Origin of the sequence: Limosilactobacillus reuteri, assembly GCF_020785355.1 — a bacterium.
GTDB lineage: Bacteria > Bacillota > Bacilli > Lactobacillales > Lactobacillaceae > Limosilactobacillus > Limosilactobacillus reuteri_I.
Genome location: NZ_JAJGVH010000070.1, coordinates 83556 through 103210, shown reverse-complemented (window position 1 = coordinate 103210; position 19655 = coordinate 83556). Strand labels below are relative to the sequence as shown.

The 19655-nt window shown below is 39.5% G+C and carries 19 protein-coding genes; 6 read left to right on the top strand and 13 right to left on the bottom strand.

The window, feature by feature from the left end; all coding sequences use genetic code 11:
• Nucleotides 1–206 precede the first annotated feature (206 nt).
• Nucleotides 207–1076: a DMT family transporter gene (locus tag LMB56_RS04880; RefSeq protein WP_065867759.1), complete on the top strand. Its 870-nt coding sequence runs from the start codon at nt 207–209 to the stop codon at nt 1074–1076.
• Nucleotides 1077–1113: 37 nt separating this feature from the next.
• On the opposite strand, the gene LMB56_RS04875 is transcribed toward LMB56_RS04880, so the two are convergent.
• From LMB56_RS04875 to helD, 3 genes are all read right to left on the bottom strand, one after another.
• Nucleotides 1114–2472, bottom strand: coding sequence for an FAD-dependent oxidoreductase (locus LMB56_RS04875; RefSeq protein WP_122480956.1), 1359 nt, complete (start codon nt 2470–2472; stop codon nt 1114–1116).
• 95 nt (nt 2473–2567) lie between these two features.
• Nucleotides 2568–3911, bottom strand: coding sequence for an FAD-dependent oxidoreductase (locus tag LMB56_RS04870; RefSeq protein ID WP_229283932.1), 1344 nt, complete (start codon nt 3909–3911; stop codon nt 2568–2570).
• A gap of 93 nt (nt 3912–4004) precedes the next feature.
• Nucleotides 4005–6311, bottom strand: coding sequence for an RNA polymerase recycling motor HelD (gene helD / locus LMB56_RS04865; protein ID WP_267865196.1), 2307 nt, complete (start codon nt 6309–6311; stop codon nt 4005–4007).
• A 219-nt stretch (nt 6312–6530) separates the two neighbouring features.
• Here helD and LMB56_RS04860 point away from each other — a divergent pair, with 219 nt between their 5' ends.
• The 3 genes from LMB56_RS04860 to hflX all read left to right on the top strand — a co-directional run bounded on the left by LMB56_RS04860 (nt 6531) and on the right by hflX (nt 9215).
• The gene (locus LMB56_RS04860) at nt 6531–7181 is read left to right on the top strand and encodes a DedA family protein (protein ID WP_229277965.1); all 651 of its coding nucleotides are present in this window, start codon (nt 6531–6533) and stop codon (nt 7179–7181) included.
• Between the two features lie 73 nt (nt 7182–7254).
• Nucleotides 7255–7908: a histidine phosphatase family protein gene (locus LMB56_RS04855; protein WP_229277964.1), complete on the top strand. Its 654-nt coding sequence runs from the start codon at nt 7255–7257 to the stop codon at nt 7906–7908.
• Nucleotides 7909–7937: 29 nt separating this feature from the next.
• Nucleotides 7938–9215 (top strand): GTPase HflX, encoded by a 1278-nt coding sequence (gene hflX, locus LMB56_RS04850; protein ID WP_229283930.1) that lies wholly within the window; start codon nt 7938–7940, stop codon nt 9213–9215.
• Between the two features lie 219 nt (nt 9216–9434).
• Here the strand turns inward: hflX and LMB56_RS04845 are convergent, their stop codons facing one another.
• From LMB56_RS04845 to LMB56_RS04825, 5 genes are all read right to left on the bottom strand, one after another.
• The gene (locus LMB56_RS04845) at nt 9435–9683 is read right to left on the bottom strand and encodes a GlsB/YeaQ/YmgE family stress response membrane protein (RefSeq protein WP_035156102.1); all 249 of its coding nucleotides are present in this window, start codon (nt 9681–9683) and stop codon (nt 9435–9437) included.
• Nucleotides 9684–9685: 2 nt separating this feature from the next.
• Nucleotides 9686–9868 carry a CsbD family protein gene (locus tag LMB56_RS04840; protein WP_019253307.1) on the bottom strand — a complete coding sequence of 61 codons (183 nt, stop codon included), beginning with the start codon at nt 9866–9868 and terminating at the stop codon, nt 9686–9688.
• Between the two features lie 228 nt (nt 9869–10096).
• Nucleotides 10097–11089, bottom strand: a complete 993-nt coding sequence (locus LMB56_RS04835; RefSeq protein WP_267865195.1) for a D-2-hydroxyacid dehydrogenase — start codon at nt 11087–11089, stop codon at nt 10097–10099.
• 131 nt (nt 11090–11220) lie between these two features.
• Nucleotides 11221–14088, bottom strand: a complete 2868-nt coding sequence (locus LMB56_RS04830) for a YhgE/Pip domain-containing protein (protein WP_229283929.1) — start codon at nt 14086–14088, stop codon at nt 11221–11223.
• Between the two features lie 36 nt (nt 14089–14124).
• Entirely contained in the window at nt 14125–14661 is a 537-nt protein-coding gene (locus LMB56_RS04825) for a TetR/AcrR family transcriptional regulator (protein ID WP_003664827.1), read from the bottom strand.
• Nucleotides 14662–14968: 307 nt separating this feature from the next.
• On the opposite strand from LMB56_RS04825, the gene LMB56_RS04820 reads away from it, so the two are divergent.
• Nucleotides 14969–15220: a PspC domain-containing protein gene (locus LMB56_RS04820; protein WP_003664828.1), complete on the top strand. Its 252-nt coding sequence runs from the start codon at nt 14969–14971 to the stop codon at nt 15218–15220.
• Between the two features lie 55 nt (nt 15221–15275).
• Here the strand turns inward: LMB56_RS04820 and LMB56_RS04815 are convergent, their stop codons facing one another.
• Genes LMB56_RS04815 through LMB56_RS04795 form a run of 5 tightly spaced genes read right to left on the bottom strand, consistent with a single transcriptional unit; the run spans nt 15276 to nt 18134 of the window.
• The gene (locus LMB56_RS04815) at nt 15276–16115 is read right to left on the bottom strand and encodes a DUF6681 family protein (protein WP_229277961.1); all 840 of its coding nucleotides are present in this window, start codon (nt 16113–16115) and stop codon (nt 15276–15278) included.
• 18 nt (nt 16116–16133) lie between these two features.
• The gene (locus LMB56_RS04810; protein ID WP_229283928.1) at nt 16134–16607 is read right to left on the bottom strand and encodes a hypothetical protein; all 474 of its coding nucleotides are present in this window, start codon (nt 16605–16607) and stop codon (nt 16134–16136) included.
• A 59-nt stretch (nt 16608–16666) separates the two neighbouring features.
• The gene (locus LMB56_RS04805) at nt 16667–17104 is read right to left on the bottom strand and encodes a Fur family transcriptional regulator (RefSeq protein ID WP_003664834.1); all 438 of its coding nucleotides are present in this window, start codon (nt 17102–17104) and stop codon (nt 16667–16669) included.
• A 40-nt stretch (nt 17105–17144) separates the two neighbouring features.
• Nucleotides 17145–17717 (bottom strand): guanylate kinase, encoded by a 573-nt coding sequence (locus LMB56_RS04800; RefSeq protein WP_228342048.1) that lies wholly within the window; start codon nt 17715–17717, stop codon nt 17145–17147.
• Between the two features lie 6 nt (nt 17718–17723).
• On the bottom strand, nt 17724–18134 hold the full coding sequence (locus LMB56_RS04795) for a bis(5'-nucleosyl)-tetraphosphatase (protein WP_003664837.1): 411 nt from the start codon (nt 18132–18134) through the stop codon (nt 17724–17726).
• Between the two features lie 128 nt (nt 18135–18262).
• On the opposite strand from LMB56_RS04795, the gene LMB56_RS04790 reads away from it, so the two are divergent.
• Complete coding sequence (locus LMB56_RS04790) at nt 18263–19654, top strand: APC family permease (RefSeq protein ID WP_229283927.1); 1392 nt, start codon at nt 18263–18265, stop codon at nt 19652–19654.
• The last annotated feature ends 1 nt before the right edge of the window (nt 19655 follow it).

Sequence of the window (19655 nt, the reverse complement as noted above, 5' to 3'; positions counted from 1 at the left end):
GTTCCTCCATAAAAAAATATCATTATTAACAATAATACACTAACTAGCTAACCGCAACCGTACAATTTTATTTTTCCAAAAAGTTAAAAATTCCGTCACTTTTCTGTCTTAGTTAACCTTTTGAAAATAGATCTTAAATGTTATGATTGAGTGTCGTTAATTAACAGAAGGGACTGAGCACCATTTCAAAGAAAAAAGCGAACTTAATGTTACTGCTAGTTGCTATTTTATGGGGAAGCAGCTACGTATTTGCCAAACTAACAATTCAAGCTGGAATGCATTCTGGAGTCATCAATGCTTGCCGGGGAACAATGTGTGTAATTGCTGGCTATATTATCTTCCATAAACAGATCAACCAAATGACTTGGCTAGATTTTAAGCTAGGACTCCTTATGGGAACAATCAATTTCCTGGGTTATTTTTTGCAGACTGATGCCCTCCGTTATACTACGCCGGCTAAAAATGCCTTCTTGACAACCTTATACGTTGCAATTGCTCCCTTGATTTTATGGCTATTTTGGCATGAACGTCCACAGCGAAAGACATATTTTGCGGTCGCCCTCGCGATTATCGGGATGGCCGTCATCACTAATGTTGCTAATACCGGTCTTCAATTAAATTTTGGTGACTTTCTAACTGTTGTTTCTGCTATCTTTTGGGCCTTACAATTAATCTTCTTTGGAAAGTACGCGCCGAAAGTTTCCAGTCCCTGGGTGGTAATCTTCATGATCGGCTTATGTCAAGGCACGTTCGGCTGGATTACGACCGGATTATTTGAACGTACCAATCTTCCACAAATTCATTGGGTTCAAGCCTTGATTCCCCTGGCTATTTTAGCGATTGTCGTAACTTTCTTAGCGCAAGGAATGCAAATTACAGCTCAACAATATACTGATGCTACATCTGCTGGATTATTATTGATGCTAGAATCATTTTTTGCCAGCACCATGTCAGTTATCATGGGCTATGATCCTCTTACACCACAACTAATTTGGGGTGGTTTGATCTTACTTTTAGCCAATGCAATTATGCAAATTAATTTCCAAGATGTACCATTTTTAAGAAAACAGCATTAAAATAGCGAGGACGAAATTTTTTCATCCTCGCTATTTTTTATTTACTTACTTTCTTATCTTCCTTGGCAACCGCTGCTTGAGCCAGCAAGTTGACATAGTTAAATGGTCGATCAAAGTTTGGCTGGAACAATGTATCAACATAAGCAAGGAAATCAATTGAATTACGATTTTGAATACATACAGATACAAGGTTCGCAGATTGAGAAACATCATGCTTACTCATAAATTGTGCCCCAAGAATCCGCCGCGTTCCTTTTTCCCATACCAGAGTCATAAAGACGGGCGTGGTAGTTGGCATAAATTCTGGACGGTAATTATCCTCGATTGTAACTGAATCGGCATCAATTCCCATTTCTTTTGCCCGCCGTAATGTTAAACCAGTACATACCATTGTATTGCCAAACAAGTGGAGACCCGTTGTTGACTGTGTTCCCATGTACTTCATGGTATTGCCAAAAACATTAACACCGGCAATCGTTCCTTGGCGAACAGCATTAGTAGCTAATGGAACGTAACGATCGGTATTAGTAGGATTAAAGTGGACGGAGGTTACATCCCCACCAGCATAGATATCAGGATTAGATGTTTGCATATAAGCGTTGGTCTTAATTGTCCCATCAGGATGAAGGTCAATTTTTCCACGAACTAAGTCACTGTTTGGTCGGAACCCAACACAAAGAACAGCCATGTCAGCATCATAAACTTTCCCCTGGTTGGTAAGAACTTTAACACCGCCATTGCCATCGTCTTCAAATCCAGTAACCCGTTGTTGTAATTCAAGATGGGCGTTATGATCTTTGAAAATACGACCAATTCGATCAGAGTACTGTTTATCAAAATACTTAATCAACATTTGATCTGAGCTATCAATTAATGTTACTTCGCGTCCCTGACGAAGATATGCTTCGACTAATTCAACACCGATATATCCTCCACCAACGACAACAATCTTTTTTGAATCCTTGGCAACATTGAAAAGTTTCTTGGCGTGGTAATAAGTTTTACACAAGTACAAATTCTTATTTTCCAGTCCAGAAACTGGTGGAATAACTGGCCATGATCCGGTGGTAACAATCAATTTATCGTAATAATCCGCAGTCAGTTCGCCAGTTTCCTGGTTCTCAACTTCAAGTGTCTTTGTATCAGGGTCAACGCTTAAGACATTGTGCTTAACTTTAACAGTGGCTCCCATCTCTTCTAGTTGCTTAGGGCTAGAGTAGAACATCGCGTCTGGATCCCCAATTTCACCACTCAAATAAACGGCAATTCCACAAGAAAGGAAGGAAACACTATCATTCCGTTCATAAATTACTACCTCAGTATCTGGATGTGCATTTAAAATCTGGGTTGCTGCTATCGTGCCCGCGTGCGTACAGCCAACAATAACTACTTTCATATCTACACCTCATTTTATTTGCTTACTATTTATAAGGGCAAGCTTTTTTACTCCCATAATCAATCGACCAATTGCCTACCTATTATTTTAACAGATTATTCAGTCCCTGCTTTAGCCATTGCTGCTTGTCCCAAAATATTAACGTAATTAAAGGGACGGTCAAAATTAGGCTGGAACATCGTATCGTACATTCCGAGAAACTCAATTGTATTTTGATTTTGAATACATAACGAAATCAGACTTAAAGTTTCTGAAATATCGTGCTTACTCATCATCTGTGCTCCCAAAATTCGTTGGGTGTCCTTATCCCAAATCAATGTCATCAGGACTGGCGTAGTAGTTGGCATAAATTCTGGACGATAATTATCCTCAATCGTCACTGTATCAGCATCAAAACCAGCTGCCTTAGCCCTTTCATAGGTTAATCCTAGGGAGGCCATATATGTTCCATCAAGATTCAGGCTCATGCTAAGCTGTGTTCCTGAATCTTTTACTTGTCCTCCATTAATATTTTGGGCTACGATTACTGCCTGACGAACAGCTTCAGTCGGCTGAGGTTTATAAATGTCCCTACCAGTTGGATTATAATGAATCGTCGTTGATCCGCCAATTGCATAAATATCTGGGTCAGATGTTTGGATAAATTCATTAACAGCAATTACCCCATTTTCGTCCATCTCCACTACACCCTCAAAAATAGATGTATCTGGCTTTTGACCCGCAGCAACAATCGCCCGACTAACACTATATGAGCCACCATCAGTAGCAACTGTAATGCCTATTCCATTATCATCCAATTCGGTAACATGTTCATCAGTAACCACTTTAATATTGTCTGCCGTTAAAATATCAAGGGCGCGTTTAGAATACTCTTCTTCAAAATTATGGTGCAAAATCGGCTCACCGTTTGTAAAAAGAGTCACTTCTTTTCCCTTTTGCCGATATGCATCGACTAGTCCCAAACTAAGGGGGTCATTACCAATTACAGCAATTTGCTGGTCAATGACAGACAGCAAAAGAGCAGCTTTAGCATCTTGTTGGTCCTTGATTAAGGTTACATTGCTGCTGTCAATTCCCTTTAAAGCAGGTGCTTCATTTCTTGAGTCGGTAGCAATAATCAGCTTATCGTAATGCTCTTCGGAAGTAGCATCATCCAACATCCCCATAACTTTAATCGTTTTTTGTGCTGGATCCACACCCATTACAAGGGAACCCATTTTTATGTCAGCACCCTTAATTGATAATTGATCCGGGCTTAATTCGGTTCGTAAACGAGGTTGTTCCGCATCTTGATCATCATAATCATTGATGTCATATACTATTGAGGGAACGACAGCATTGCGATCATAAATTGTAACCTCTGTCTCCGGATGACTTCTTAAAATTTGCGACGCGGCTGTCATCCCCGCAAAGGTACAACCGATAATAATAACCCTCATATGAACTACTCCTCATCGAACTTATTCTTCACTTTTTTATACACAATTAAATTATAAATCTAATATGATAAAGTGCAATATTACTCTTGCCATTTATTTGTCAACATTAACTTTTTCATATTCATCTGTCGGCACCTGGTCTAGCAAACTAGTTGTGCTGCCAATTGATACTAAACTTAACTCATGCATTGCTCGGGAACAAATTGTATAGAGCAATTGTCGCTCATCGTTACCATGGTATTGCTGATCATTCGCATTCCAGACAATAACCGCATCAAATTCCAACCCCTTTGCTAAATATGACGGTACAACAATTGGGCCTTTTACTAACCGTTGATTTTCTGTCCGAATAAGGGTGGTTTTTATGTTGTTAGCATTTAACTTTTGATACAACTCTTCACTATCTTTGAGATCTTTACCAATAATTGCGACGGCATCATGGTCATTCTGATACTTATTAAGGATATCAATAACTGTCGCTACCCCTTCTTGCTCATCCTTAGCTTGATAGACTTGTGGCTTATTGCCTTCACGTTCAAAGGCTTCAATCGCTTCACCATCAATTAAAATATGTTTAGTAAAGTCGGTAATTTGTTTTGTGGAACGATAAGACTTCGTTAACTGGACAACCTTTGTCTTCTCTGGATCAAACATTGTTCCTAACTGCTTTAATAGTGACCGGCTATTCTCATGAGTGAAAATTGCCTGGTTAAGGTCTCCTAACAGTGTGAATTTAGCACGGGGGAAGCGATACTTAAGGTAAGCTAACTGGTAAGCATCATAATCTTGGACTTCATCAACAAAAACGTAGCGGATATCACGTTGGCCATGCTTTCCAGTAATCAAATCATACAGGTACAGGTAAATAGTAATTCCGTTGGCACTGATGTTACCCTTCTTTAGGTCTTCTTTTACCCCATCAACGTAATCTTTCCACTGTTCTGCAGAAATTCCATACTCAGCAATATTAACGAGTTTCGGTGTTACCCGGAGAAGGTGTAAAAATTGTCCATTGATATTAAGCCACTGATTATGATCGATGGCCTTTTTTATTGGCATAAATGCCCGCATAACGATTTGACGTGCGAGGAACTTATATTCTTTATCTTCATCCTCAAATTCACGTGGTTGGTTATTAAATAAGTTATCAATTTCTTCTTTACTCAAGCTTTGAATTTCATCTTCAACCCATTTATTGCGCATTTCAGTACTTACGCGGTGATTAAGATATTTGATCAATTCTTCTTTGGTTCCATCCAACCTATTTCCCAGGTTATAGTTGTTATTAAATGAATAGTAAATTTCTTTAATCTTCTCTTTACTCAAAAAGACTTTACCATTAAACATAAGGTTGCGGAAACGCATATTAGCATGACCAAGATGGTTAGCATAACGCTCTGTTGCTTTGAAATATTGCAAGCTAGTTAATAGTTGTTGCGCATTCTTAGCCGTTTCATCTTGATGACTTTCAAACCGTTGTTCTAAATTCTGAACATGAAGCTTTGGCACCCGGCGATTAGCAAACTGGAAGTAAGTCATCTGGACCATGTTATGCTCACCCAATTCTGGCAAGACTTGATCAATATAGTCATTAAATAATTGGTTAGGTGAAAAAAGAACAACTTGTGAAGAGGTCAGATTACCCCGGTAACGGTAAAGAAGCCAGGCAACCCGTTGGAGAACTGCCGCTGTCTTCCCCGAGCCAGCAGCCCCCTGAACAAACAACAATTCATTTTTAGTGTCACGAATAATTTCATTTTGTTTCCGTTGAATCGTCGTCACAATGCTCTTCATCTTGGTACTGGAATGATTGCCAAGAGCATCAAGGAGCATCTGGTCGCCTACTTGTTCGTCGGTATCAAAGATGGTTACAATTACCCCATCTTTAATTTGAAATTGGCGTTTAAGAGTAAGATCTACCTCTTGCTTGCCTACCGGAGTCTGATATTTAACTTTCCCGAGCTTTCCTTCATAGTAAACAGACGAAATCGGGGCTCGCCAGTCATACACAAGAAAATGGTCTGGCTTATCGGTAAAGGATGCAAGCCCGATATATACCTTTTCGGATTCATTGGCACCTTTTTCACGAAAATCAATGCGGGCAAAGTAAGGTTTCTTTTCAAGTCGCTGTAAAGTTGCTAGCCGGTCTGCAGCGTGTTGCCAGCTATTTTGACGTTCATCTAGCATCTGTTGTTGAGCACGAAAAGACATGGCCGTATCCATCATGCCTGAATAAGTAGTGGTGTTTAAGTGAATATCATCAATTTGCTTATTGATGCCCTTAATATCTTGTTGAGCCGTTTTAATCTTTTCTTCTGCTTTTTGTTCGGCCTGTTTTACTTTATCAATCACATTATCAAGGTACTTTTGTTCTAGTTCTTTTTCAGTTTTTGTAGACATTCCATACTCCCTACCTTTCATCTTCAGGTCGACTTACTTAATAATTTATCTTAAAATCATCCAATTATTATATCATTTTCGCCAATTAGTCTGTTAACTTTCCGCCTTCTATTTTTTCAATTATTAAATGTCGCTTAATTTTAATCCTAAGATCATCAAAATAACTAATAATAACGCTACAATATATTGAAACCATGATACAGGAGGAGGAAAACAACAATGAGCCATCTTTTTTATCTTCTAACTCATATTGCGGAAACAATTATTCCCATGTTTGAGTGGATGGGCGCTTGGAGCTATGTTCTCCTTTTTATCCTAATTTTTATGGAAACCGGATTAGTAATTTTTCCTTGGCTTCCTGGTGAATCGCTTGTCTTTTTAACTTGTTCTTTTATCGCTTTTAACCCGATCTTAAAAATGGAAATCGTCATCCCCGTCTTCTTTTTCGCGGCGCTAATTGGTGACACAGTTAATTATTATATTGGTCATTCCCTTTCTCATTGGCAATGGCTCAAAAAAAGAATGGCCGGTCCCCGCTTTGAGAAAGCACAAGAATTTTTAGCCCATCATGGGATCAAAGCTGTAGCATTAGGGCGCTTTGTACCGCTCATTCGTACCTTTGTCCCCTTAATTGCTGGAACAATGCAGTTTCCGTTCCATCGTTTCACAGTTGGTAATATTATTGGCGTTACATTATGGGTAGCGATTGGTGCTGGATGCGGATATTACTTTGGAACAATTCCGTTTGTCCGTCAGCACTTCTCACTTATCATCTTAGCATTTGTTGTGGGTTCACTGTTAGGAGTTGGCCTATTAGCACTTATCAAGGCGATTCGTCAACGAATTATTAAACGAAACCGAATGCTATAATTGCTTTTTCTTCAGCGAAATCATGTTAAAATGTAATAAGTATTTTTATTTCGCTTAAAGGAGTGCTGTAACTATGGCAATCAACGTTTATTTTGTACGCCACGGACAAACCTATCTTAATCTCTACAATCGGATGCAAGGTTGGGCTGATGGTCCGCTAACGCCAAAGGGTGAAGAAGACGCCAAACGAGTAGGACGGGCGCTTACTCCTATTCAATTTGATTATGTATTTTGCAGCGACCTCGCACGAACAGTTTCAACTACCCGTTTCTTACTTGCTGAACACCCTGGTAATAATCCAAAGCCAATTCCAGAGCCAGCGTTTCGGGAAGAATTCTTTGGCTACTTTGAAGGAGAAGATGGCCAACATTTTGCTGACTTCCTTGGTGGTCCAGATGGTTATCATAGTTTTGCAGAAATGGTTGCCGGGTGGGGCCCAGACAAATTAAAAGATAAGATTGCGGCCGCGGATAATTATGGTACTGCTGAAGACCATGTTGCTTTCTGGAAGCGGGTTGACAAAGGTTTTGACCGCCTGCGAGCATTACCAGATGGGTCAGAAGTACTAGTAGTTTCACATGGAGCCACTATTCGCTCAATCGTCCAACGCTATTCTGACGCTTACGATCCAGGCGATTCACCACGTAACGGAAGCATCACTAAGCTAACTTTAGATAAGAATAATACTACTGTTGATTTTTATAACAAACTTGAATTACCAGAATAATATCCATAAAGGAGGAACATTATTCTTCAATGGAGACTAACATACAAACTCTAGAACCAGTAATTATTACTGGATTAAATACTGGTCAAGAAGACTTTGACTACTCAATGGTTGAACTTGCTGAATTAGCACAAGCAAATCACATGGAAGTTATCGATCGGATTGATCAAGTCATCGATCGCCCTAATCCCGCTACCTACTTTGGAAAGGGGAAAGTAGACGAAATTCGCGATGTGGCTGATGCTAATCACGTTCCTACTATTATTACCAATGATGAATTATCACCAAGTCAATTACGTAATCTTGAAGAAGGAACCGGATGTCGTATTCTAGACCGAACCGCTCTGATTTTAGAGATTTTCGCAACCCGCGCTCAAACCAAAGAAGCCAAACTTCAAGTACAAATTGCGGAACTGCAATACCGCTTACCACGATTGCAAACTAGTGCAAGTGAACGGCTAGACCAGCAGACTGGTGGAGGAAGCGGCTTTACTAACCGGGGAGCTGGGGAAACCAAACTCGAAATGGATCGGCGAACTATCCAACATCAGATTGCCCACCTTCGTCAAGAATTGGCAGCTATTGCTAAATCCGAACAAACCAAGCGAAAACAACGAGTAAAGAGTGCAATTCCCACAGCTGCTCTTGTCGGCTATACTAATGCCGGTAAATCAACCATTATGAATGGTCTCGTAAGAAAATATGGAGCTGCTGAAGAAAAAACCGTTTTTGAAAAGAACATGGTATTTGCCACCCTTGATACAAGTGTCCGGCAACTAACACTTCCGGATCAAAAACGCTTCTTACTCAGTGATACGGTCGGTTTTGTCAGCAAGTTGCCTACTCACCTTGTTGAATCGTTTAAATCGACGCTTGCAGAAGCCGCTAATGCCGACTTATTAATCCAAGTTATTGATTATTCTGATCCACATTACAAGGAAATGATGGAAACAACTAACGAAACTTTAAAACAAATTGGGATCACTGATATTCCAATGATCAATGTATTTAATAAAGCAGATAGAACAGAGATTGAATTCCCTATTCTTGAAGGTGACGATCAAGTTGTGATTTCAGCTAAACAAGATGCTTCATTAGACCTTCTTGTTGATGTTATTAAGAAACACTTATTTAAAGATTATGTCACCACTACTCTTTTAATTCCATTTACGGATGGTCATGTCGTTTCTTACCTTAATGAACATACTAATATTTTAGACACTAAATACGAAAGTAATGGAACATTATTAACGATAGAAATGGCAGTTCAAGATTATCAACGCTTTAACAAGTACGAAAAAGCCTGATGACGTAATTACAGGTGAAAATCCCTCCTAAGAAATGAGATATGAACATTTCTTAGGGGGGATTTCTTATATTTGTTTTTGCTGAACCTATAATGTCCATAAGAAGTAAACAGCATGGCATTACAATGGCCTCTAACATTCAGCATGCTCCGAACGTTAGAGGCCATTAATACTTGTAGGGAATCGAGTTGCTCTCGCTCTTTTACTTCAAATTATTAATTAATCGGTTCGAATTCCGAAAATCAAGGAGACGATCATTACTAAGATTACTGCTCCAATAATTGATGGAACAATTGCCATCCCGGCTACTTGCGGTCCCCATGCACCTAATACTGCTTCACCGATTGCTGATCCTACTAGTCCAGCAACAATATTACTGATCACTCCCATCGATCCGCCACGACGGGTTAACGCACCAGCAGCTAAACCAATTAATCCACCAACAATTAAAACCCAAATCCAGTACATAATCAGCCCTCCTTTTTATTTCCTTTTATTGACTCTTTAAGGTCATTAACCTCATCTTTTACTTTTCCTTTAAGTTTCTGAAGTTTTCCTTCTCCTTCACGAGTCTTATCATTAGTTACTTTTCCTTCAGTTTCTTTAAGTTTCCCTGCTATCTTATCTTTTATTCCGTGTTTATCGCTAGCCATTATTATCAGTCCTTTCCTTATGTATATGGCTATTAGTGGCTGACAACATTTAGGGGATATTCCGTTCCTCCTTTCTAAATTGACTAGTGGTATTTGATAATTCTAAGCTTAACAGTTATCCCCCGAGAAAGCGATACCTTTTTGGTTTACTTACATCTTCTTTAATAACTTTATTTATATCTTAATTAAAAAGAAACTCTACCGTCAAAAATTGGTAGAGTTTTTTAATTACATTCTAATTTCATTACGTGAATGTTTGCCTTCTAGAATCGTTACAGCATCATTCAAACTAATCTCGACCATATTACGAATAGATGTTTCGGTGAGAAACGCAACGTGGGGTGTAATAAGAACATTTGGCATTGCTGCTAATTTCTTGTAATCATCTGGAATTTGGTCTGGTGAAACTTGCTTTCCAAAGAAAGAAGTTTCGTCAGCTAATGTATCTAGGCCAGCACCCGCAATTTCTTTAGTTTCCAATGCTGAAATTAAATCCGCGGTATTTACCAGTTTTCCACGAGCCATGTTAATCAAGTAAGCATTGTCTTTCATCATCTTAAATTGTGGTGCTGCAATCATGTTTTCGGTACTTGGTAACAACGGTGTATGCAATGACAAAATATCCGCATTCTTAACAACAGTATCGAAATCGGTATATTCAACGTATGGTTCATATTCGACATTGTATGATGGATCATATGCAAGAACTTTTGCGCCTAATGCTTTATAAATCTGAGCAGTGGCCCCACCAATATTACCAAGGCCGACAATTCCCACGGTTAAATTGTAAATTTCATTACTGATCAAGTCATCGCTCCACCGAAAGTCGCCATGGCTCATGCGTTGTTCGAATTCACCAATCCGTCGTAACAAGTACATCGCCTGTGTGACACCCATTTCTGCAATTGCCCGTGGTGAATAAATAGGGACATTCGTTACAATGATGCCATTTGCTTTACATGCATCTAAATCAAAAATATCAACACCAACCATTCGAGCAGCCAACTGTTTAATCCCCATTGAAGCTAATTTCTCATACAGTTGTTCATCCCCAAGTTTTGTTGTTTGCTGTAAGGAAATTCCATCATATCCCTCTGCAAGCTTAACTGTATCAGCATTTAATGGTTCAGTAACCATCTTGACGTCATTGCCTGTCTTCTTTGCCCATGCTTCAATATAAGGCTTTTCAGCGTCACGAACGCTATACATAATTAATTTCATCAGTTTTCCCATTCCTTTCATAAAAACTGCTTACATTAATAGCTTAGCACTCCTTTACTTAATCATCAGTATTTTAGCAACAAAAAAAGCAAAGCGGATTCATAGTTCCACTCTGCTTCTGTTATCTTTAATTATTGTTCACCGTTTTTTTCTTGGTTTGGGCGACGTTCTTGAAGGTGCATACCGTCATAATCGCCTTCTGGTCCAAGCAGTTCTTGGTTATTATCCAATTCTGAGCGCCCAGCATAATGATGGCGTTGTAACCAAATCATGCCGACTAATAACAATGCATAGAAGACAATTGCGATTACGATCAGAACAGTGTTACAGAACATCGTGTAATGTGCTCCCAAACCACCAGAAATTGAATCACGGAGTCCTAAGATTGAGTAAGTCATCGGTAAGTACCAGTGAATTACATTATAGAACTTCATCGTAATTTCCATTGGGAAGGTACCACCAGATCCACCTAATTGGAGCATTAAGAGAACCATAGCGAAGAATCGACCGGGGTTATCAAAAAGCATTGAAAGGAACATAACAATTGCCATTGAAGCTAACCCGAAGCATATGGTTGTCGCAAAGAATGCAACTGGGTGAATAACTGTAAGTCCACAAGCCATCATAATTGCATCTTCCGCGATTGCCATTGCAGTTACTACCAGTGATCCAACTGTTACCTTACTTGCCCACCAAGCGATTGGAGCTTTACCAAATTCAGCAACCCGACGAATTGGGTAAACAAAGTTAAATACAAGTGCCCCAACATAGATTGCTAATGATAGAACGTATGGTGCTAAGGCGTGACCATAGTTTGGTACATAACTGTAATCTGTGTGCTTAAGAGCAGTTGGTTCTGCAAACATCTTGGCAGTCCGTGGTGAAGTCTTAATACCGTTAATTTGCTTTGCACCACCTGCAAGCGATGTAGCCAGTTGAGAAGCACCAGCATTCAACCGCGCAATTCCTGAAATAAGAGCTGGAGAATTATCTTGAAGTTGTTGAGTTCCGGCAGCTAATTGGTTTACCCCAGCAACAAGAGCAGGAACTTGACCGTTTAGTTGACCAAGCGCTCCAGCTAATTGAGCTGCACCAGAGTTCAAAGCCCCGCTATTAGCGTTAAGCTGGGCAATTCCGTTACCTAATTGACCAACACCGGCTGTATATTGACCGATTCCGCTAGCCAATTGACCAGCACCGGCTCCAGCTTGGGCGACACCTGCTGTGTATTGACCGATTCCGCTAGCTAATTGATTAGCACCGGCTCCAGCTTGAGCAACACCTGCTGTGTATTGACCGATTCCTGAATTAAGCGTACCAGCACCGGCAGCAGCACTATCAACACCATTAGTGTATTGATTTACACCACTATTAAGCGTACTTGCTCCAGAAGAAATCTGACTTGTGGCTTGTTTAAGTTGATCAACAGCTCCTGGCATTGCCGCTAGGGTACCTTTATAGCCATTTAAGGTTGCTAATAATGCGTTAGCTTGACGAATAGTCCCATCTGCATTATCTAACACAGCAGACATTTGTGAGAGCTGACCTAATTGTTGTTGCATACCACTCAAGCTTCCTTGAAGGTTACTCAATTGACCAAGGGTTCCACTTAATCCTTGAATAGCAGAAACATTAGCACCGGCTTTTTGCACAATTTGTTGAGCAGCCTGTTTGGATTGTTCACTAGTTTTATCATCGCTAAGAATTTGTTGTGCCAATCCAGCAATTTGACCATCATTAGTGGCAACGCCTTTAAGCTTGTCACCAGCACCAGCAGCACCAGATAACGCTCCGGAAGCTTGTTGAAGACTAGCAGCACTACTTTGAACACCAGCAAGAGCATTCTTGGCAGTTGTCAAACCGGTCTGGAGTTGACCTAACCCTTGCTGAAGATTTTGTGCTTGATCCATGGCCCCCATAATACCGTTAAAGTTAATGTTTCCTAACTGACTGTTAACAGTTGAATTCAACTGATTAGCACCCGATGCTAATTGACCAGAGCCGTTCCTTAAGTTCTCTGAATTACCACTTAACGTATTCAAACCATCACTTAATTTGTTAGCACCAGAATTCAAGGTACCAGAGTTAGCCATTAAAGTATTTAATCCAGCATTCAACTGACTAGCACCAGAATTTAACGCACCAGAGTTAGCCATCAAAGTACCTAATCCACTGCTCAACTGGTTAGCACCGGAATTTAGTGCACCGGAATTAGCCATTAATTGACCAACACCATTGCCGAGGAGACTAACCCCACCAGTATATTGCATAATACCATTTGCTAAGGTTTGGCTCCCGGTAGCAAGTTGTTGCGCACCAGAAGCTAATGGTGCAACGCTAACACGCAAGGTTTGAACCCCGTTATTTACTTGGGAAACCCCTGCAACATAACGATTTACACCATCACTCAAGGTCACCATTCCGGTACCAATTTGTTGGGCACCATCAGCGGCCTTGTTCATCCCCTTACCTACAACATGTAATTGCTTAAACATTACCGTTGCGTAAGCATTAGTAACCTGAGCACGAATTTTTTCATTTAGCCGTGTCATCCCTGTTTGGGCAATTACCTGTCCAATGTAGTTCAAGGAACCATTAGTTTGGTAATGTAACTTCATCGTCTTAGGATGCTTTTGCAAAACAGTCGTTGCATTTTCAGAGAAATCTTTAGGAATCGTAACAACAGCATAGTACTTGCGATGACTCATACCATATTTTGCTTCTTTAGCGGATACGAATTCCCATTTTAATTGGTGATTTTTCTTCAATTCATTAACGGTCTGTTTCCCAACATCCATTTTCTGGCCTTGGTATTCAACCGGAATATCCTTATTTACCACCGCAACTGGTAAGTTACGTGTACTTCCATACGGGTCCCATACTGATTTTAAGAAGAAAATACTATATAGGAAAGGTATGAAGCAAATAACCGTTACTGATAAAAGCAGTAAACGGTTATGAATAATATGACGAAATTCGCCTTTAATCATGCTCCACATTTAATACTTCACCTCAAAATTTATCCTTTCATAATTTTAGTTTGTTAGTGATTTGGTGGCTGCTCTTGCAAACTTAATAACGTCCTCAGTTGGTACGTCATAATTATTGCCTTGCCACCAGTAAAAGGTCCCGATAATAGCCCCACTCAATACATAAGCAAGCATCTCAGGATTATCAGACTTTTGCAGCGCCGTTACAATCGGATCATTAGTCTCAAGATTACGCCGCTCTAAAAGAACCTGACTTAGAATATTTAAAATTTCGGTATACAAAGAGCTTCGTGCACTATTAGGTGCTAAATGACGGATAACATCCTTATTTTTATCAATGTATGATAATAATTGCTTAATAATGTCATCTTCAGAATCTGTATTCTCCGTCAATTTATTAATTTGTGCATTTAACGTTTGCTCTAAGAGGTCGTACTTATCACTAAAATAGCGATAAAAACTGCTCCGGTGCATCAATGCTTCTTTACAAATTTGATCAACCGTCAAACTTTCAAAAGAATTTTTCTCTAATAACGTTATCAATGCATTTTCAAAGTCACGAATAGTTCTCGTAACACGCATAACTCTTCCCTCCCCAAATAATACAAATTTAACATGATTATTCTAACTTGTTGCAATTCAGTACAACAGGGGTAATTAAAGATAATTATTTCAAAATAAGACAAAAATAGTTATTTGTTCGCAAAAAGGTCCATGTTTGTATCTTAATCAAACGAAAACAATAATATGCTCTTAAATTCAAATGGTCAAGCGCGTCGTCAATAACTTTACGAGTCTTTCATAGTAAAATAATTATTAACTTTCTAAATCTCTTCTCTGAAATACGTTATAATAAAGGTATTAAAGCTATGCGATTGGAGGCTTCATAATGGCAAAAACTAAAAAACATTTAACTAAATCCAAAGATAAAGTATTTCTTGGTGTCTTTGGGGGTATCGCTGATTACTTCGGTCTTGATGAAACCCTCGTGCGGATAATCGGAATTCTCATTTTCGTCTTTACTGGCTTTTTCCCGCTAGGAGTCTTCTACCTCTTGGCTGCCCTCGTAATGCCTGAATATAATGATAATAAGACAAATAATGATGACAATATCGTCGACGGTGAATTCAGAGAAAAATAATGTTGATTGCAGTTAAAAAGCTGAGGTTGGGAGAATTTCCAATCTCAGCTTTTTATTAAGCATTATTTCGTTGTTTATAAGCTACCTGAACTTGTAGTCCATAATTTTCTTCCGTTAAAATTGTTGAGCCGCTTCGCCCAGCAATCTTGTTCGGGCCCCCAGTAACAACTACTGCTGCAAGATACAATTGATACTTATCATGAGCAGTATGGACATCGGTTAGGCCGATTTTGGTAATATGACCAACCGGGCGTCGTTCCATTTGGTTCATCCCGATATAGATTTCAAGACGGTGTCGCAACTCATCATGAACTAATTCAAAGTATGGCGGAACAGATTGTGAATTCAAAGCCGTAACTGGTTTTTCAGTTGCCTGATATTGTTCAACGATTTCTTTTTCACTCAGGCCATCATAGCCGTTAACAAACACACCCTCCATTAATAGTTGGTCAACAACACGTTGTAAATTATGCTGTTCATGTTCGTCAATTGCTACTGCTGCTGGAATTGTATCAGCATTAGCAAACAAGCCATTCGACCGGTTTGCCAATTCTGCTGCTAGTCGTTGCTGTGCATCAAGAGGGGTCTTAGCTTTGCCGTCCTCAAATTTTTGACCAGTAATCTTTGCGACACGCGGTGAAATAAAATCAAATCGTGAAGTCTTTTCAAGAAAGTAAAAGACGAAATTAAGATAGATGAAATATGTTAATCCAATCACTGCTAAACAATATAACAATGCCCGTAGCCAAACATGATTCATAAAGAGTCGGAACGTAACATAAATTAAATAAATATCGCCTAGTGAAGCAATAATGATATAAATACGACTCTTTAACTTTACATCAAGGTTAAAGTAACTCAATGACGAGTTAATCATATCAAGAAAACTAAACATTAATAACCCGCCTCCTTATCATTCAGTCGTAGTTGTTCCGGTAGTATTACCACCAGTCGTGTTCTGTGTCGTTGTATTATTATTAGTAGTTGTACCAGTTGATTGTGAGGTACTGTTTCGATTAGCACTTGTACTTTCATTTGTATTTGCTGATCGATTTGTCGATGTTTCTGTGCCAGTGTTTCCTGCTGACCGTGTAGTTTGATTAGTATCCCCAGTATCATCCGCTGTATTGTTGCTATTACTTGTCCGGGTAGTTGATGAGCTACTTGCACTTTCATCATCATCACGATCGCTTTGTGAATTCCGACTTGATTGATTGCTTTCGTCATCACCCGATTGCTGAAATTGGCGACTTGTTGATACTGATGTTACTTTTGCACCTTCAGAAGTATGCGTTGCCTTATTAACCACTACATTGGTGGCACCCAACGCAAGTACCAATGATACAAGTGCAAAGGGGGTTACTAATGGCGGTATCTTTGCTCCCATGTCTCATTCTCCTTTTCCAGAGTATATAATACACGAAAACTGGCCCAATAAATATGAATTTATTGTAAAGATTTTTTCTGACATTGGGCACATATTCCGTGCAATTCAAAACGATGCCCAGTGATTTTAACTCCTGGCAACTGCTTTTCAAAGAATTCCTTATCAATTGGTGGCATTTGAATCTCTTGAACTCGTCCGCAAATATCACAAATAAAATGATGGTGATGGGTAAAATCACATGAATATTTAACCTGCATCTGATCATGATGTTGACGCAATTCGACAATACCCAGTTTCTCAAATTCTTTGAAATTCCGATAAATAGTATCGTGACTTAATCCAGGGAATTGTTCTCGAAGATATTGGTCAATTTCTACAATATTAAAGTAACGATCAGGATGCCGCGCAACTGATTCAATCATCATTTTACGTTGCTTAGTCCACCGCAAATGATGGTCTTTAATAATGGTCTGTGCTTGATCAATTAATTTCTCCAATATTTTTCCCTCCCGATTAGAGATGATATTGTAACATATTTTAGTTCTTTTTGGATAATATCTGCCTAACAATTATATCTATTTGTTGTTTGGTATTTTTCCACTGGTCATTAACTACGACATGCGCGATTCCTTTTAAAGCTGCTGGTAGGGCAAGATCACGGTGGTACTCTTTGCTATGTAAACGGGAACGAATTGCACTCAATTTATCGCCCCGGAGTGTCATTCGCTTTGCTAAAGAAGCCATATGGGTAACAGTCAAGAAAATAATTACTGCTTGAGCACCAAGTTGTTGATGATAAGTAATCGCGCCAGCTGTGTCAAGAACGATCACGTCATTTTTTCCTTGTTCCCATCCTTCTGCTAAACCTTCTAATGAAGAACCATATTGAAATTGGTCATAAGTGACTTGCTCAAGTAAATGGAGTTTCTTCAGGGAAGACGGTGTTTCAAAATGATAATCTACCCCATCTTGTTCTCCCGGACGTGGCAGTCGGGTCGTATGGGTGATTACCCGGTGCATATCATAATGATCTTGAAGGTAGTTAGCGACTGTTGTTTTGCCTGACCCTGCTGCCCCTGTCACAATAAACACATACTTATTATTTTTCATCATTGTTTATTTTAAATGATCGTTAACTTGATCTAACAGTTCTTTTAAATTCTCGTAGGTTAACCGTTCACGAGCATCTTGATAATTGAACCATCCACAGTTCTTAATCTCTTCTGCTTGCAGGTGAATGTCTTCCTTATTATCTAACTCGGCAGTATAAAGGGTCATTTGCTTATGATTGCCATTTGGTAAGTCGTATTCGGTATACACCTTAAAACTGGTATCAATCGGTAATTCTAATTGCGTTTCTTCCTTTATTTCACGAATTGCTGTTTCTTCTAGTGATTCATTGCCTTCAACGTGGCCTTTGGGGAAGCCCCAGAAGTGTCCCTTATTTTGACTTTCTAAGAGTAAATACTCGATCCCGTTTTCGCCTTGACGATATACAACTGCTCCACTAGTAACTTCTATTGCCATTTTTATCCCTCTTTTGTAATTAAATTTCTCTAATTTACTTTTAATATTAACTAAGGTATTATTATTAATTATAAACGTGACGAACCATTTCGGCACGTACAATTTATTATAGCAAAGGTGGGTTAAAGATGAGCTTAAACATTATGCGAAAAGAGAGTCTTGATCGGTATCTTGGTGAAGACAAGCTTTTCGTTAAATCAATGAATGCTCGTGATCTCATGGCAATTGGGATCGGTACTGTTATTGGTACTGGGATTTTTATTCTCCCTGGAACAATTGCCGCAAATTCAGCTGGACCAGGAGTGTCATTGTCATTTCTGTTTTCAGCGATTGTCTGTGCGCTAGCTGCAATGTGTTATGCCGAGTTTGCTTCTGCATTACCGGTTGCTGGGAGTGCCTACTCATACGGAAATGTAGTGTTTGGTGAATTCCTTGGCTGGTTGCTGGGATGGGCATTAGTTCTTGAATATATGTTAGCTGTTGCTTCTGTTTCAACAGGTTGGGCAGCCTACTTCAATACATTGCTTGAAGGATTTGGTATTCATCTTCCTAAAGCACTATCGGGTCCATTTGATCCAGCTCATGGTACCTACATAAATATCGTGGCGGTTGTAATTGTTCTTTTGATTACAGTAATGCTTGCACGGGGAATGCAATCCTCACTGCGTATCAACAACATTGCTGTTTTCCTTAAAATTGCAATTATCTTGATCTTTATTATTGTTGGTTTCTTCTTCATTAAGCCAAAAAATTACCATCCATTCCTTCCATACCACATGAAGGGTGTGATTCACGGGGCAACAATCGGTTTCTTTGCTTACCTTGGTTTCGACTGTGTTTCTAGTTCAGCCGCTGAAGTTAAGAATCCTAAACGAAATATGCCTTTGGGAATTATTGGGACACTTGCTGTTGCAACAATCTTATATACCGGTGTCGCCGTAGTCCTAACGGGGATGGTTAAGTACACCAAGCTTGATGTTGCTAATCCGGTGGCATTCGCCTTACAGATGGTTCATCAAGACTGGTTGGCAGAATTATTGTCAATTGGGGCTTTGATCGGAATGTTCACAATGATGGTTTCGATGATCTATTCTAGTTCCCGTTTGATCTATGCAATTGGTCGTGACGGTCTGCTTCCTTCATTCTTAGGAAAGCTTGATAAAAAGAGCCACTCGCCACAAATTGCATTATGGATCGTGGCGATTATTATCGCTATCATGGGCGGACTTGTTTCTCTTGATCAACTTACAAGTTTAGTTAACATCGGAACCTTGTTTGCTTTCATGCTCGTTTCATTTGGAATTATTCCGCTTCGTAAGCGAAAGGATATCGGTAATCGTGGGGGCTTTAAGGTTCCCCTCTACCCTGTTCTTCCAATTCTTTCTGGTTTTGCCTGCCTTGGCATGATGACTCAGTTGCAAAAAGAAACGTACATTGGCGCAGCGATTTGGTTTGGAATTGGAATTATCATCTACTTCACTTACGGCTACTGGCACAGTAAGTTAGCAGATAAGAATTAAT

What these genes read in the sequence shown, in the direction of transcription:
- LMB56_RS04875 (WP_122480956.1), bottom strand. Translation starts at nt 2,472, where the DNA reads ATGAAAGTAGTTATTGTTGGCTGTACGCACGCGGGCACGATAGCAGCA.
- LMB56_RS04835 (WP_267865195.1), bottom strand. Translation starts at nt 11,089, where the DNA reads ATGAAATTAATTATGTATAGCGTTCGTGACGCTGAAAAGCCTTATATT.
- LMB56_RS04820 (WP_003664828.1), top strand. Translation starts at nt 14,969, where the DNA reads ATGGCAAAAACTAAAAAACATTTAACTAAATCCAAAGATAAAGTATTT.
- LMB56_RS04815 (WP_229277961.1), bottom strand. Translation starts at nt 16,115, where the DNA reads ATGTTTAGTTTTCTTGATATGATTAACTCGTCATTGAGTTACTTTAAC.
- hflX (WP_229283930.1), top strand. Translation starts at nt 7,938, where the DNA reads ATGGAGACTAACATACAAACTCTAGAACCAGTAATTATTACTGGATTA.
- LMB56_RS04870 (WP_229283932.1), bottom strand. Translation starts at nt 3,911, where the DNA reads ATGAGGGTTATTATTATCGGTTGTACCTTTGCGGGGATGACAGCCGCG.
- LMB56_RS04830 (WP_229283929.1), bottom strand. Translation starts at nt 14,088, where the DNA reads ATGTGGAGCATGATTAAAGGCGAATTTCGTCATATTATTCATAACCGT.
- LMB56_RS04810 (WP_229283928.1), bottom strand. Translation starts at nt 16,607, where the DNA reads ATGGGAGCAAAGATACCGCCATTAGTAACCCCCTTTGCACTTGTATCA.
- LMB56_RS04790 (WP_229283927.1), top strand. Translation starts at nt 18,263, where the DNA reads ATGAGCTTAAACATTATGCGAAAAGAGAGTCTTGATCGGTATCTTGGT.
- LMB56_RS04800 (WP_228342048.1), bottom strand. Translation starts at nt 17,717, where the DNA reads ATGAAAAATAATAAGTATGTGTTTATTGTGACAGGGGCAGCAGGGTCA.
- helD (WP_267865196.1), bottom strand. Translation starts at nt 6,311, where the DNA reads ATGTCTACAAAAACTGAAAAAGAACTAGAACAAAAGTACCTTGATAAT.
- LMB56_RS04845 (WP_035156102.1), bottom strand. Translation starts at nt 9,683, where the DNA reads ATGTACTGGATTTGGGTTTTAATTGTTGGTGGATTAATTGGTTTAGCT.
- LMB56_RS04855 (WP_229277964.1), top strand. Translation starts at nt 7,255, where the DNA reads ATGGCAATCAACGTTTATTTTGTACGCCACGGACAAACCTATCTTAAT.
- LMB56_RS04825 (WP_003664827.1), bottom strand. Translation starts at nt 14,661, where the DNA reads ATGCGTGTTACGAGAACTATTCGTGACTTTGAAAATGCATTGATAACG.
- LMB56_RS04880 (WP_065867759.1), top strand. Translation starts at nt 207, where the DNA reads ATGTTACTGCTAGTTGCTATTTTATGGGGAAGCAGCTACGTATTTGCC.
- LMB56_RS04795 (WP_003664837.1), bottom strand. Translation starts at nt 18,134, where the DNA reads ATGGCAATAGAAGTTACTAGTGGAGCAGTTGTATATCGTCAAGGCGAA.
- LMB56_RS04860 (WP_229277965.1), top strand. Translation starts at nt 6,531, where the DNA reads ATGAGCCATCTTTTTTATCTTCTAACTCATATTGCGGAAACAATTATT.
- LMB56_RS04840 (WP_019253307.1), bottom strand. Translation starts at nt 9,868, where the DNA reads ATGGCTAGCGATAAACACGGAATAAAAGATAAGATAGCAGGGAAACTT.